Annotated in this window: 14 protein-coding genes; 8 read left to right on the top strand and 6 right to left on the bottom strand. The window is 39.5% G+C overall.

What is annotated here, in order from left to right; translation table 11 throughout:
* The first annotated feature begins 95 nt into the window (after nucleotides 1-95).
* Complete coding sequence (locus tag KKD20_03165; protein MBU4332095.1) at nucleotides 96-914, top strand: sugar nucleotide-binding protein; 819 nt, start codon at nucleotides 96-98, stop codon at nucleotides 912-914.
* A 134-nt stretch (nucleotides 915-1,048) separates the two neighbouring features.
* Complete coding sequence (locus KKD20_03170; protein ID MBU4332096.1) at nucleotides 1,049-1,771, top strand: NTP transferase domain-containing protein; 723 nt, start codon at nucleotides 1,049-1,051, stop codon at nucleotides 1,769-1,771.
* A gap of 261 nt (nucleotides 1,772-2,032) precedes the next feature.
* Here the strand turns inward: KKD20_03170 and KKD20_03175 are convergent, their stop codons facing one another.
* Together KKD20_03175 and KKD20_03180 are read right to left on the bottom strand one after the other, a co-directional pair.
* A complete protein-coding gene (locus tag KKD20_03175; GenBank protein ID MBU4332097.1) occupies nucleotides 2,033-2,701 on the bottom strand; it encodes a hypothetical protein in 669 nt (222 codons plus the stop codon).
* The gene (locus KKD20_03180; GenBank protein MBU4332098.1) at nucleotides 2,676-2,876 is read right to left on the bottom strand and encodes a hypothetical protein; all 201 of its coding nucleotides are present in this window, start codon (nucleotides 2,874-2,876) and stop codon (nucleotides 2,676-2,678) included. Before KKD20_03180 ends, KKD20_03175 begins: the two co-directional genes overlap by 26 nt.
* An 80-nt stretch (nucleotides 2,877-2,956) precedes the next feature.
* Here KKD20_03180 and KKD20_03185 point away from each other — a divergent pair, with 80 nt between their 5' ends.
* A complete protein-coding gene (locus KKD20_03185) occupies nucleotides 2,957-3,811 on the top strand; it encodes a hypothetical protein (protein MBU4332099.1) in 855 nt (284 codons plus the stop codon).
* 336 nt (nucleotides 3,812-4,147) lie between these two features.
* Here the strand turns inward: KKD20_03185 and KKD20_03190 are convergent, their stop codons facing one another.
* Nucleotides 4,148-5,722 (bottom strand): hypothetical protein, encoded by a 1,575-nt coding sequence (locus KKD20_03190; GenBank protein MBU4332100.1) that lies wholly within the window; start codon nucleotides 5,720-5,722, stop codon nucleotides 4,148-4,150.
* A 221-nt stretch (nucleotides 5,723-5,943) separates the two neighbouring features.
* On the opposite strand from KKD20_03190, the gene murA reads away from it, so the two are divergent.
* A complete protein-coding gene (gene murA, locus KKD20_03195) occupies nucleotides 5,944-7,197 on the top strand; it encodes a UDP-N-acetylglucosamine 1-carboxyvinyltransferase (GenBank protein ID MBU4332101.1) in 1,254 nt (417 codons plus the stop codon).
* 170 nt (nucleotides 7,198-7,367) lie between these two features.
* On the opposite strand, the gene KKD20_03200 is transcribed toward murA, so the two are convergent.
* The 3 genes from KKD20_03200 to KKD20_03210 are packed head-to-tail and all read right to left on the bottom strand — an operon-like array spanning nucleotide 7,368 to nucleotide 9,856.
* A complete protein-coding gene (locus KKD20_03200) occupies nucleotides 7,368-8,231 on the bottom strand; it encodes a T9SS type A sorting domain-containing protein (GenBank protein MBU4332102.1) in 864 nt (287 codons plus the stop codon).
* A gap of 48 nt (nucleotides 8,232-8,279) precedes the next feature.
* Complete coding sequence (locus tag KKD20_03205; protein MBU4332103.1) at nucleotides 8,280-9,344, bottom strand: HEAT repeat domain-containing protein; 1,065 nt, start codon at nucleotides 9,342-9,344, stop codon at nucleotides 8,280-8,282.
* Between the two features lie 35 nt (nucleotides 9,345-9,379).
* Nucleotides 9,380-9,856: a hypothetical protein gene (locus KKD20_03210; GenBank protein MBU4332104.1), complete on the bottom strand. Its 477-nt coding sequence runs from the start codon at nucleotides 9,854-9,856 to the stop codon at nucleotides 9,380-9,382.
* Between the two features lie 395 nt (nucleotides 9,857-10,251).
* Here KKD20_03210 and KKD20_03215 point away from each other — a divergent pair, with 395 nt between their 5' ends.
* The 4 genes from KKD20_03215 (at nucleotide 10,252) to KKD20_03230 (ending at nucleotide 14,333) form a co-directional block, all read left to right on the top strand.
* A complete protein-coding gene (locus KKD20_03215) occupies nucleotides 10,252-11,613 on the top strand; it encodes a S41 family peptidase (GenBank protein ID MBU4332105.1) in 1,362 nt (453 codons plus the stop codon).
* 23 nt (nucleotides 11,614-11,636) lie between these two features.
* Complete coding sequence (locus KKD20_03220; protein MBU4332106.1) at nucleotides 11,637-11,957, top strand: hypothetical protein; 321 nt, start codon at nucleotides 11,637-11,639, stop codon at nucleotides 11,955-11,957.
* A 100-nt stretch (nucleotides 11,958-12,057) separates the two neighbouring features.
* Entirely contained in the window at nucleotides 12,058-12,501 is a 444-nt protein-coding gene (rplI, locus tag KKD20_03225) for a 50S ribosomal protein L9 (GenBank protein ID MBU4332107.1), read from the top strand.
* A gap of 113 nt (nucleotides 12,502-12,614) precedes the next feature.
* Nucleotides 12,615-14,333: a CTP synthase gene (locus KKD20_03230; protein ID MBU4332108.1), complete on the top strand. Its 1,719-nt coding sequence runs from the start codon at nucleotides 12,615-12,617 to the stop codon at nucleotides 14,331-14,333.
* Nucleotides 14,334-14,347 lie beyond the last annotated feature (14 nt).

Here is a 14,347-nt window from a genome sequence, read left to right on the forward strand (position 1 = left end):
CGACTTTAGTCGAGGGTTCGCGAAGCATTAGCTTCAGACGAAGGCAACTAAAGTTGTCCGACCCTGACCTAAAGGTCGGTAGAAAGTGAAAAACCATGAAATACCTAATTTTCGGCAATGGCTATCTTGGCCAACAATTTCATAAATATTTTAAAGGCTCGGTGATGAGTGAGGTTTTTGTTAAGAAAGAGGAAGATGCTTTGCGTGAGATTGAGAAACATGAGCCGGAATGGGTGCTAAATTGCGCTGGGATAACTGGCCGGCCTAATATTGATTGGTGCGAAGATAATAAACAGGAGACATTTGAGGGCAATGTTTTATTACCCTTGATGATTGCTAAAGCTTGCAAAAAAGTTGGGGTTAAGATGTTGCATTTGGGCTCGGGCTGCGTATATTCCGGCGATAATAATAGGAAGGGCTGGAGCGAAAAAGACGCGCCAAATTTTAGCGGCAGTTTTTATTCTAAAACCAAGGCCTTAAGCGAGGATATGTTAAAAGATTATAATGTTTTGCAATTGCGTTTGCGGATGCCAATTGATAATGATATTTCCAGTGAAAGAAACTTCATTAAAAAAATTACTGGTTATAAAAAAGTGATTGATATAAAAAATTCCATGACTATTGTTGATGATTTACTGCATGTTGCTGACACTTTGATGTCAAGAAATAAAACCGGAATTTATAATATGGTTAATCCCGGACCGATGAGCCATAGAGAAATTCTTGATTTGTATAAAGAGATGGTTGACTCAAAGTTTAATTACGATATTATTTCAGTTGATGAGTTGCATAAAACGACTAAGGCGGAGAGGAGTAATTGTGTTTTAAATATGGAGAAATTAACGAAAGAAGTGGAGTTAAAGCCGTTGAAAGAGCGTTTGACTGAAATCTTTCAGAGAACACAGGAAAAGTAACTTATAGTAATAAGCTCGCTCACTGCGGTTCGCTTCGCGTAATACAGTTGTAACTCAATAGTCACTCATTGTAATATTTTAAATTTAATCTGCCTTACAGCTTATAGCTTTAAGGCTTTACAGCTCAAAAATTTATGAAAGGAATAATTTTAGCTGGAGGGACTGGTTCGCGCTTAATGCCGTTAACCAAAGTTACAAACAAGCATCTTTTGCCGGTTTACGACAAACCGATGATTTATTATCCGATTATGACTTTGGCCAACGCCGGGATTAAAGATATTATGATTGTTTCCGGCAAGGGGCACGCCGGGCATTTTTTAGAGCTTTTAGGCGACGGGGATGAATTTGATGCTAGATTTTCTTACGCGATTCAAACGGAAGCAGGAGGCATTGCCCAGGCGCTTGGACTTTGCCATGACTATGCCGACCAAGAAAAAATCGCCGTAATCTTAGGAGATAATATTTTTGATTATGATATTAGTAAGGCAATGCGGGATTTTGAGAAACAAGAAAAAGGCGCCAAGGTTTTTCTTAAAGAAGTGAACGATCCGGAGCGTTTTGGAGTGGCAGAAATTCAGGGTGAAAAAATTGTAGGAATTAAAGAAAAGCCAGAGCAACCAAAAAGTAATTATTGCGTGACCGGGCTGTATTTTTATGATAATCAGGTTTGGCAAGTTATAAAAACTTTAAAGCCCTCTGGCCGCGGCGAGTTGGAAATTACTGATGTTAATAATTTTTACATTGAGCAGGGGATAATGACTTATGAAATTTTACAAGGAGATTGGACCGATGCCGGGACTTTTGATTCGTTGCTTCGGGCGAGCAATTTGCTGGCAGAGAAAGAGAAGAATAAGTGATTTAAGCATTGAACCATTCGCACGCCTGCCCGCCTCTGGAGGGAATGGTTCCAAGATTGCAACTGTTTAAAAAGAAAAAACCACTCCGGTAAACCGTGAGTGGTTGTAGATTTTATGATTGGTATCCTACGATTGATTTTGGAATCTCGATTATGCCGCTTTGATGGCCTTGGTTAGTTTTTCAACTTCTCACGTAATCAAAATTACCAGAATAGTTAGGATGATAAGCTATTTAAGCAGCGGTTCCTCCCATCTTTGTTTTTATTCTTCCATTCTGCGCAGACACTCCCAATATAACAGTTCGCAATTACGGCAATCTACACAAACTGAGCTCCAGGGCGTGCTGCACATGCGGACACCTCTACCCTTATAGCGTTTCAGTATTTCCAGTAAGACTTCGGTTTTGATGCAGTAATAATCATTAAGAATACTTTTCCGCCATTCGTAGTCTTCTGACATAACCACATTTGCCTGATTATAATAACGCATAAATGTCATAACAACCGGTACTCCTTGAGCCAGGTAATACTCAACTAGTGAATCCTGAACTCCCAGGCCCCAGCTATTTGTTCTGATGCGCACAAACATTACATTCTTTGGGCACTCAACGAACAGGGACTCTCTGCCATTACAAGTAAAGACTACTGGTGCCGGAAAGTCAAAACGAGGATGCGAGGTGTTGAAGAAACGGTGTTCATACTGGTTAGTGGATTCAATAACATATTCTCGTTGAATATTGCTATCATGACCACTATTAATACGAACAATTTTCCCTGCCGCTTCTTGGGGAGTAGGAAACAATGGCTTGTCTAGTGTCCGATAGAATCTCCCACCATTATAGAAGCACTCGGCACATCCCATGGGACATTCTCCGGTCTGGGGGATACAGTCAATCAAATTAGTGTTAGCCAGCTTGGGGTTTCTGTCCATAATCTTCTCCTTTGAGCACAATTGTTTCAGGATATTTCGGAAGAGGTTCATTAGGAATAAAGCCCCGCTTCAAAAGTGCTTCCCCAACAGCCCAGAGCCGAACATTTAGGAACCGTTCTCCCATTGAGGGGTCATTATTCTGCTCGGTGCGCCCCTTCCTTTTTGAACGAGCCATAGTTTCTCCTCCTTTTTTGAGTGGTTTTTGTAGGTTTATTTCGTTGGCTTTATATTATTCTTTTATAATCTTTTTGTCAAATGGATATTCTTCATCTCAAAAAAATTCTCAAATTAACTAAAGCTGGGTTGATTTTGTTTTTTGTTTTTCTCTTTTGCTATTTATTTTATAAAGATTTTGTACCTTCTGGAAAATTAGTTATCATTAATAATTTTCAAAATAAATCGCAATTGATTTCTGATTTATATCCTGATGTGCGGGTGGAAAAAATTAAGCAAGACGAGCAGGGAAATTTTTATCAAACAATGTTTATTGATCCAGTATATTTTAAGATAAACCCGCCGCGGGCGTTTAGGAAAGCGACGATAAAAATTGTTTATAAAAATAAAGAGCAATCATTGTTTCAAATTGGTTTAAAGCTTGGGGAAGAAGGTTGGGTATTTGATTTTAAGACTTTGGAATTTCAAAAGATCGATGATTTATCGTGGTATAAATTGCAAAAAGATAATCTTATCCTTTTACAAAAATCCAGGCGATACCGAGAGATCGACGATTTTTTACTGGAGCCGCCCACCCAGGGCCGGATTGCTCAATTTGGCTATACTTTAGAGCTTGCCAACCCGGCTGATTATTTATTAACAGCCCTTAACACAAAAACTGATCTTAATCATATCAGTTATATCATTGCTCGATACATCCAACCAGAGGTTGACGACAGTGATATCAAAACAGCCCAGGCTGAGTTTTTTATTGATCGTTCTTTTCTTGTTGATGGGAAATTAGTATTTATTTTTTCTGCTCCGGAAATGGATGTTAATAAGCGCGAAATAGACATTTACGAAATTCAAGTTGCTCTAGAACGGGAACCCCTTAAATTGGGCAACACTATCAGACAAGCTGGGGGATATTTGAAGGATATCATAGTAAATTTTTAATAGGTTTTCATTGTTACATTGTTTTATTGCTTATTTTTCTTGTTAACAATGTAGCAATGAAGCAATGTAACAATGGGCGCCATTGACTAGCCATTAACTGAGTAACCTGAAAAGCCATAATTATTCAACAATCAAAACTAAACATCTTTCTTTGGTTTTCGGCTAAATTGTTTAAGCAGTGTTTTGTGATTTGTTTGGCTGCGCTTTTAATATTTCTTATTATTGAAGACGCCAAATGCGGCTTTGTATTGAATTATTTTGATCTGGGCAAGCTTTTTGTTTTATGTATTTTTTTGGGTATTGGCGCCTTGTTGACGAGTAAAAAGGGCGAATTTCTTAGTGAATTGTGATTTTGTAGATTCCGTTTTTGTCGCCTATTTCAGCGTGAAGATAGATAAAATTTTTGTCCTTGTTGGGAAACAAATTGTAAATTTTTTTCACCTCAAGTAAATTAACAATGTTGCGTCGATTTCGGCTATCAAGCTCCAATGCATAGATTATATCTTTGCCGGCATTTTTCAGGGAGAGCAGTAAATAGTTTTGTTCTTTTGTGGATATAATTTTTTTGATTTCCGAGCTAAACCGGCTAAGAATGTATCTGGTGTCTTGCAAGGGTTTGCCATTGGAGTCGTAATTTTTTAAATCAGTTTGCCAAATTTCAAAATCATTATAATAAATCAAAGTTTGTGAAGCGGGTAAATAAAGGACATCTTTAGCTTTTGTTTCATTAAGAATAACTTCTTTAGTTTTGGTATTGATAAGCCAGATTTTTTGTTCGTGCCCTCTTTGGAAAAAGTCACCAGCAAGGGCTGATGATCCCCGCCCGGGAAAATCATCAGCCCTTGCTGGTGATTGAACTAATAATAATTCATCATCAATTTTAGAAAGAGAATACAGCGTACCTTGGTTTTGGGAGGAACCAAGCGGTAGCTCCAAGAGACAAGTCTTGGAAATCGCTTCAATTCTTAGGCTGCTGCCGTCTGTAGTCAAACCTACATAATTTAGGCACCAGTTCTCTTGCCATTTTTTAAGATAGAAAATATTCCAATCCTTGGCTATTAAAAAATCATCAAGACTTTGAGTTTTTATTTGCAGAAAAGGTTTTATTTTTTTTGTGAAAAGATTTATTTGATAGGTAGTGTTTTTTCTGGCGCCGTAAATAAGATTAGGATTTTGATGGTCCCACTTTAGATTGTCTAGCGGCGTATAGTTTTGGAAAGAATTTACTGATGTATTTTCTCCGGTTTCTGCATTGATGATTATATAATTTTTATATTCTGGTTTTTGTTCAGTAATTAATATTTTTTGGCTGGTATTATTCCATTTGATGTCAATAATTGAATCATGAGTTTCAAACAGGGTAGTCGTTTGTTCGGTTTTGATATCCAGTAGTTTTAAGGTGTTATTTAATAAGAGAGCCGTTTTTTGCTGATCCGGGGCAATCTGCACCTGGCTGATGTTTCCTTGAGTGAGCGCTTGAATTTCCGGCTGCAAACGGAAGAGCAGCACTTGGTCAGCAAAAGTTGCTTCATTGCTGGTGATAGTTAATCTCTTGACCCAGGGGTGATAATCAGGTTTTGTCAGTTTAATAAGATATTCATTAGGAATAAGATTATTAATAATCAAAGGTGTTTTTTGAATATTTTTTTGCTCTTGGCTTTGGGTGGCAGCGATGATTCTAAATAAAGTCCTCCAGGCGCTGCCTGAAAATAGATTTTGACGAGGTTGGTTGTCAATATAGACAGAAGCAGCTTTTGGGTAAGTTTCAAGAATTAAACTGCCGGTTTTAACAATTTCGTGTTTTTTAAAATCATAACGAAAACCACTGCTAGCGAGAATTAGCAAAGGCGCAGTGATTAGGAAAAGTATGATGATTGAGAGGTAAATTAAGCGGCGGAGAGTGATGTTCATATTGATTGACAAAAGGAGGTTTTGGGGGTAGAGTAAAGATGATGGATGTGAAGTAAGATTTTTCGTACATTGTATATAATGTTCAATTGTCCGATTGCTCGATTGATAAATTGTTTAGAATGATTTTGTAACAATCGAACAATTGAACAATGAAACAATGAGCAAGGGGCATATTTAAACAACAGAAATCAAAATAATAGAAAGTTTTACGCAACCCCACCATGTCTAAATTTATCATCACCGGCGGTAAAAAGCTTTCCGGTGAAATCCCAGTTAATGGCGCAAAAAATGCAGCTTTGAAAATTATTCCAGCTGCCTTGCTTTTTGATGAAAAGATTACTATTAGCAATGTGCCTAAAATTGAAGATGTGACTCGGCTGTTAGAAATTGTAAAAGATTTGGGGGTGGAAGTCAAGCAAAAAGGCAACACGGTTAAAATTCAAGCGGGTGATATTAAATCAGGTGAACTTTCCCGCGATTTGGTGCCAAAATTGCGAGCTTCTAATATGCTGATTGGTCCCCTGCTTTTGCGGGTAGGCGAGGTCGTGATTCCTCATGCCGGGGGTTGCGCTATTAGCCGGCGCCCGATTGATGTTTGGGTAAATCTTTTTAAACAACTTGGCGCAGAGGTGGAACAAGGCCCCAAATTATATACTTTCAAAGCTCGAAAAATGCGCGGCGCCAAATTGGTGTTTCCTTTTATTTCGGTAACTGCTACTGAAGCCTTGATGATGACAGCCGTATTGTTGTCTGGAAAAACAACTATTGTTAATGCAGCCATGGAGCCAGAAATCCCGGCCTTGGCTGATTATCTTAACGAATGCGGCGCAAAGATAAAAGGCGCCGGTACTAGCGAGATTGTGATCGAGGGCGTTAAACAGCTTAAAGCCCGACCTTTCACCGTGATACCTGACAGAATTGAAGCTGGCAGTTTTGCGTGTCTTGGAGCGGCTACTCGAAGTAGAATAAAGATCACTCATTGTAATCCGAATCACCTTGAGGTGCCTTTGGCGATTTTAGAGCAGATGGGCGTTAATTTTGTTGTTGGCAAGGACTACATTCAAATTAAAGAAGTTAGCGACCTAAAAGCAACAAAAATTAAAACCCATGAATATCCAGGTTTTCCTACTGATTTGCAATCTCCGTTTACTACTTTATTGACCCAAGCCAAGGGGGACAGCTTAGTTCATGAAACGATTTTTGAAGGTCGGCTTTTTTATACTGATATTTTAAATCAGATGGGAGCCGAGATTATTATGTGTGATCCTCATCGGGTAATTGTCCAGGGGCCAACAAAACTCTATGGCACTAAAGTTGCCAGCCCGGATATCCGGGCCGGTATTGCTTTAATCATTGCTGGCTTGATTGCCGAAGGCGAAACCGAGATAGATAATATTTATCAGATTGATCGGGGATATGAAGATATTGAAGGGCGGCTGAAAAAGCTGGGGGCGGGGATAAAGCGATTGGAGTGAGATTTCTATTATTAGAAAACTGATATAGCGCGAGCGGTAGAAGTTGGTGATTAAGATTCGCGGCAAGAAAGTGATTATTGACGATTGGAAAAAATAAATTTAAAAAGAAAAGCCGGGAGCTTGTAAGCCCTCGGCTTTTTGATTATCCGTCATCCGGCGGAGAATCTATTTTATTTCACCAGCACCATTCTCCTCGTCTCTTGATAATTTCCTACGCAGAGGCGATAGAGATAGGCGCCAGTTCCAAATCCGCTTCCATCCCAAGCCACTTCGTACTGGCCGGCTCCCTGACGACCCGCCACCAACGTTGCCACTCGCTGACCAATGGCGTCATAAATGGTCAACATGACATCACTGGCTTCTGGCAGATTGTAGGTGATGGTCGTAGCCAGGTTGAAGGGGTTGGGAAAGTTTTGTTGCAGAGCAATCTTGAAAGCAGTTGTTGCTTTCGCTTTTTTTACCACCTCCTTGCTTGCTTTTCCACCATTAATATATATTACGGTATAAACAATGCCAATATTGTTTTTATATAGAACCGATGCTAAAACCGGGGTCCCGCTCTGTATATTAAAAAACAGAAACGAGTGAATGTAGCTTTCCCCATTGGGCGCGAAAACCCTGGCGTTTAACTCTCTTGAGATAAACTGGGCGATATTATTGTCACCACTGCCCGTTGAACAGGCAATAAGAACAATATCAGGACTTGGGTTGAGATAAGGACTGATTTTTTCCCAAACATCAGCATCTCCAATCTCTATCCTCCAGGGATTATCCTGACCCGCAACTATTTTGTAACTAATACCTTTAGTGTTGCCATGGCCACCGATGACCAATAAATCTATCATACCAGCGGGTTTATAGCCATAATTCTCTCCCATGCTTATGATATTAGCTACAAATTTATTCCTACAATCTGCTTCAACGATTCGCAGGTCAAATCGCACATCCAGGAATCTCTGGATTATTTCAGGGTTTTGGTAAAACGCCCGGCTGTAATCCGTTTTAGGCAAAGCAATCACCGCCAGGGGCCGCATGTGTGAGCCAGGCTCATCAGTAAAGGCTTGCCTCTGATTCCTATGCTCCTATAGATGAGAAAGAACCTTTACGGTGTACCTGCCAAAAAAAGAGATATTATATTGTTTGAATATATATCGGGCTGGCTCTGATGTCCCATACTTTTCATGCAATTGTTTTAGCCGATATAAATCCTCACCAATATTATTATCTCCCAACCCTTTTAAAGGATTGCTTTTCTTTAATTCCTTGAAAAAATCACCGTCCAAGCCAGTATAATACTTCACTGGCTTTTCAAATTCTTGCTCATCTAAAACCACATCAAAGCCTATACTGCGTAGACCGTCGCCCGCTCTTTCTCGCCCAGATTCGGGCGCCATGGCTCTGGGGAAAAAGATTGCTTGAGTCAAGACCTTAATTATACGAGAGAGTAAGGCCTTGTTTCCTTCGCCAAGTCCATTGCCTATTTTACCCAAACTCGCAGCTGCTGTATCTTGGGCACGCCATTCCTTATCATTTAAAAAGATTCTGATTAACAGCTCTGCGTGTTGGGAATTACCTATTTCGCCCGATGCCCAGACAGCCGCCCATCGAAGATAGTCATTATCGCTTTTTAGGGCCAGGGTTAAAAGATTTTCAGCTTCTGGACTAACTTCACCTATTTTGCCCAAAGCATACATTGACTGAATGAGCAGGTCTACCAGCCAATAATCTTTATCCCAACCATTTTGAAAGCCCAAATCTATAATTTCTATCAGGAACGGCGCAATTCTTGAAACACCAATTTCACCCAACCAATATATGGCTTCCTTTTTAATGAGTTTTGATTGGTCAAGATCATTTTTTACTACAAAAATCAACGCATCTATTATTTTGTCTAATGCCTTTGTTTCGATGATAGTCAGGTCGTCTTTGTTCACCAAAACAACAGCTATCCCACCTAAAATTTTTACTGCGTTTCTTCGGACAAAGGGGTCTCTATGGTTTTTTAATCCTTTTATCAACGGGTCCACGGTTCTGGGATCTTTTATCTTAATTAAATTATCAGTTGCATCGTTTATGATGGATAGCTTGGCGCCATAAAAAAGAGCAATCAAGTTTCTCGCCGTCTCCATATCTTGTCTAACAGCCACGCCTCTTTGTTCCAGCTCTCTTAGGGCGCCAATTATTAGAACCTGGTAATTACGCTATTCTCTTCTACAATGTGGACAAGGAGGACATTTATTGACCACTCAGTTCCAAATTTACCCAATGCCAGTATAGCTTTTATTCTTTCTTGAATACCAGTATGAGGCTGAGGATTAAGCAGTATGGTCCCTATCGGCTTCTCAACATCCCAACCAAAACGAGCTTGAAGAGCCAGGTAGAAGTCAACACAATTAAGCATAGTGTCAAACCTTTCTTTGGTTGATTCACCGGCTACTCCTTTCACTAAATGCGGATTATTATCGCCTTCTTCCAAAAACCTATAATATGCTGCTTTCAATCTATCCTGCTGTGGACCGGGGGCCAGTTGACAAATGCTATTATCGTAGGTCCCCGTGATAATTGCAATGACTACGACTATTACTACTAATAAATGCTTTTTCATTGTTCTCTCCTTTCCAAGAGAAAAAGTGACAGAAAAATATTTAACTCCAGCCAAAAAGTTCATTAAAGTGTCCAAATAAGGCCTTTCATGCCTTTTGGAAGCAGGTTTAGAGGAATGAATTTTCAAGGAGCGAATTTATTAAATAAGGATAGTATGGTTTAGAATTTTTGTCAAAGCTTTGCTATAAAAATGTTATTGTGGAAATTATGGGATTAGCGACAAGGCAAAGCTTTGTCGCTATATTAAGATTATCCACATTTTGCTAATAAAAAATTTATATGATACAATAAAACAAGTTAGATTGGTTATGAGTTATCAGCCAGAGGTTGACCTCCCCCAAAGGCGGATGAGCATCTGGTCCAAACCTTTGGCTGGGAAAAGTTAGAAATTATCAAGTTAACCTATAACCAGTCTAACTTTTCTAATCAGTTTAACTCGCATCATTTTTTATGAAAAATCTAAAGCCTCAAGAACCTAATTTAGGTAGCTCTAAAAATCCAACCGTCCCGGCCAATTTTAGAAAAAATATTTTTATTATTTTGATTTTGTTTTTATTGACTGCTTCATTCGGATTTGGCATTTATACCGGCCAACATTGGGGAGATTTAAACTCTAATGTTAATCAAAACGATAAAGAAGAAACAGCTCTTCAGGAAACTGAAGAAAACCAGCAATACGGCGAGCTTAAAGATAAAAATGAGATACCAAAATATCTAACCAAGGATGTCAACGCCCAACTTTTTTTAGAGGTTTGGGATATTATTCATAATAAATATGTTGATCCGGTTGAGGACATCAAATTATTTTATGGCGCTTTGGCCGGAAGCGTGGCGGCGCTTGGCGATCCTTATAGCATGTTTTTAGAGCCTAAAATCACCAGCGATTTTACTGAAGAACTACAAGGCAAGTTTGAAGGTATTGGCGCCGAGATTGCCATTAAAGCCGACCGCCTAACAATTGTGGCGCCCCTGCCAGATACCCCGGCCGAACAAGCAGGGATTAAAGCTGGCGATAAAGTATATTTGATTGATGACTATGATACTACCGGCATTACTCTGGAAGAGGCGGTAAAAAGAATCCGCGGGCCGCAGGGAACCCCGGTGGTTTTAACGGTCATGCGCGAAGACAATGGCGATGAGCCTTTAAAAATCGAAATTATCCGGGACGAGATTCATTTTAAAAGTGTTCGAGGTGAAATGAAGGAAGAGGATATTGGCTATATTAAAATTTCTCATTTTAATGAAGATACCACAGCCAGCTTTGAAGAAGTTCTTGATGAACTTTTAGACCAAGGAGCTCAAACGATTATTTTGGATTTACGGAATAATCCCGGGGGCTATTTAAAACGCGCGATTGATATTGCCAGCTTTTGGGTAGATGATGATGTGATTGTTATTGAAAAATTTGGTGAAAATTATCCAGATCCATTGCCGATTGATAAAAAACGGGTCCACAAATCAACTTTGCCGGCGATTTTGAAAGGAGTCAAAACCGTGGTTTTGGTAAACCTGGGTTCGGCCTCGGGCTCGGAGATTGTGGCCGGCGCTTTGCAGGATTACGGTCTGGCTACAATTATTGGTAAAAAGACTTTTGGTAAAGGCTCGGTTCAAGAGCTAGAAGAGCTCTCTGACGGTTCTTCGGTCAAAATTACCATTGCTAAGTGGCTGACGCCCAAGGGTCGTTGCATAGCTGATGAGGGGATTGAGCCGGATATTGAGGTAGAGATGACTGGCGAGGATTATAGCAATGATTTAGATCCCCAGTTGGATAAAGCAATTGAGATAATTAAAGGAGAGGACTTGACGGAATAATTTTTTAAATAAACAATATAGATATGGATGAAGACCAGGAAAAATTAAATAAACCCATGACCTTAAAGACACTTGGTGAATTTTCCGAGCAGGTTTTGTTGCCAGCTGTTGATAGGATGATTGACAAAAAGTTGGACAAAACCAAAGATGAGCTGGAAGAAAAAATGGATCGAGTTAAGGGTGAAACGTTTGAGAATATGGAGTATAACAAAAAGGAAATCCTTCAGGAGCTAAAGAAAGAAAAAGAAAAAAACGCGCAACATCGAACCATTGCAACTGATATTTTTGAAAAGCATAATTTGGCTAATCCAGAAGAATTAGAAATTTTGAAAGAATCAGTTTGATGGGAAAGAATATGAAAAAAAATCACAACGTTGATAAGGTTTCGGTCAAAGACCGGCCAGTCTCTGGCTGGAATAATGTTAATAAGATTAATAAATTGACATGAAAGTAATACTTTTGAAAAATATTGACAATCTGGGTAAGAAAGGCGAAGTCAAGGAGGTAGCGAACGGCTTTGCTCGTAATTTTTTATTGCCAAAAAAGATGGCTGTTGCGGCATCTCCTGGAAACTTAAAAATGGCGCGGGAGATGAAGCAAGGTGAAGAGGAAAAAAGAAAAAAAGGAAAAATTAATTTGCGGGAATTAAAGAAAAAGCTGGCTGGCAAAGAAGTCAGAATTAGGGCTAAAGCCAGTAAAGAAGGGCATTTATTTGCCGGTATCGGGGCCGACAAGATAAACGAAGTTTTAGCGGATGCGATGGGCGTCAAAATAAAACCTTCAATGATAAAATTAAATAAAAAGATTAAGACATTGGGTGAGCATAGGGTAGAGGTTAAGGTGGGGGATGGAAGAGTAGAGGTGAAAGTGAGAGTAGAGAAGGAGTAAATTTTTATTTATAACCAATAACAAATCCCAGCCAAGGGCAAAGTTGAGCTTAGCTTAGCTCTGCTGGCCACCTTCTGGGTGATAATTTTATAACTCATGACTCTTTTTGACCCATGAAATCTAAATTTACCCTGAACCATTCTTCTAGTTCTTCAAATGTACAGATTAAGAGCGATAGGAATAAAAATTTTTCAAGAAAATTTAAGTTATCTACAAAAGGTACAGGGTTTATTTTTGTAGTTGGAGGAGTGATGTCAGGCATTGGTAAAGGTACCACCACGGCTTCCATTGGCAAGATTTTGCAAAGCCGCGGTTTTAAAGTTACGGCGGTAAAAATCGATCCCTATATCAATGTTGACGCCGGCACTATGAATCCAATTGAGCATGGTGAGGTTTTTGTAACTGATGACGGCGATGAGACGGATCAGGATATTGGTAATTATGAACGATTTTTAGACCAAGATATTACCACTGATAATTATATGACCACGGGCCGGGTTTATGAAACCGTGATTCATAAAGAAAGAAATTTGGACTATGGCGGTAAGTGCGTAGAAGTAGTGCCCCATATTCCCGAGGAAGTAATCAGGCGGATTGAAAAAGTAGCTCGTAGGGGCTACGATTTTGTTTTGATAGAGGTTGGCGGGACAGTAGGGGAATATCAGAATATTTTATTTCTTGAGGCGGCTCGAATGATGAAAATAAAACACCCTGGAGATGTTTTATTTGTTTTAGTCAGTTATTTACCCATCCCCGCTAAAATAGGCGAGATGAAAACCAAACCAACGCAGTATGCCGCGCGCACTTTAAATTCAGCCGGGATTCAGCCGGATTTTATTATTTGTCGTTCAGAGAAACCTTTGGACAAGCCACGGAAGCAGAAGATATCTATTTTTTGTAATATTCAGCCAGAAGATGTTATTAGCGCTCCAGATGCGGATTCTATTTACGAAATTCCGGTTAATTTTGAGAAAGATAAAATTGGCGAGAGGATTTTGAACAAATTTGGGCTTAAATGCGGTAAAAAGGATTTAAAGGATTATAAAAAATTAAATCAAACAGTAAAAAGAGTCAAACGCCAGGTAACCATTGGAATAATTGGCAAGTATTTTGCCACTGGCAAGTTTGTGCTTTCTGATGCATATATTTCGGTGATTGAAGCCGTTAAGCATGCTTGCTGGGGGCACAAACGAAAACCAGAAATTTTATGGTTGAACAGCGAGGAGTATGAGCAAGATAAAAAGAAATTAAATGAACTTAAAAAATTAGACGGAATTATTATTCCTGGTGGTTTTGGCTCCAGGGGGGTGAAAGGTAAAATTTTGGTTATTCAATATGCGCGAAAGAATAACGTTCCTTATTTAGGACTATGCTATGGCATGCAGTTAGCCACGGTGGAATTTGCGCGCAATGTTTGCGGTATGCGAGGTGCGCATACTACGGAGATTGAGTCAGATACCAAATATCCGGTGATTCACGTGATGCCAGACCAGGAAAAGAAACTTTTGGCTCGTGATTATGGCGGGACCATGAGATTGGGCGCCTGGCCATGCGTTTTAAAAAAAGGCACTAAGAGCTCCAAAGCCTACGGCCAGCGAAAGATAGAAGAACGGCACCGGCATCGGTATGAGTTAAATAATAAATACAGAGAAAGATTAGAGAAAAAAGGTTTGAATATTGCCGGCACTTCACCGGATGGCAAGCTGGTAGAAATCATTGAACTGCCTAAACATAAGTTTTTTGTGGGGGTGCAGTTTCATCCGGAGTTTAAAAGCCGGCCATTGCGTCCGCACCCGTTGTTTCGGGAATTTGTGAAAGCGGCGATTAGCTGATTAATTTGCTTTTT

This window comes from Patescibacteria group bacterium, assembly GCA_018896645.1.
In the GTDB taxonomy this organism is placed as follows: domain Bacteria; phylum Patescibacteriota; class Patescibacteriia; order UBA2591; family JABMQE01; genus JAHIMF01.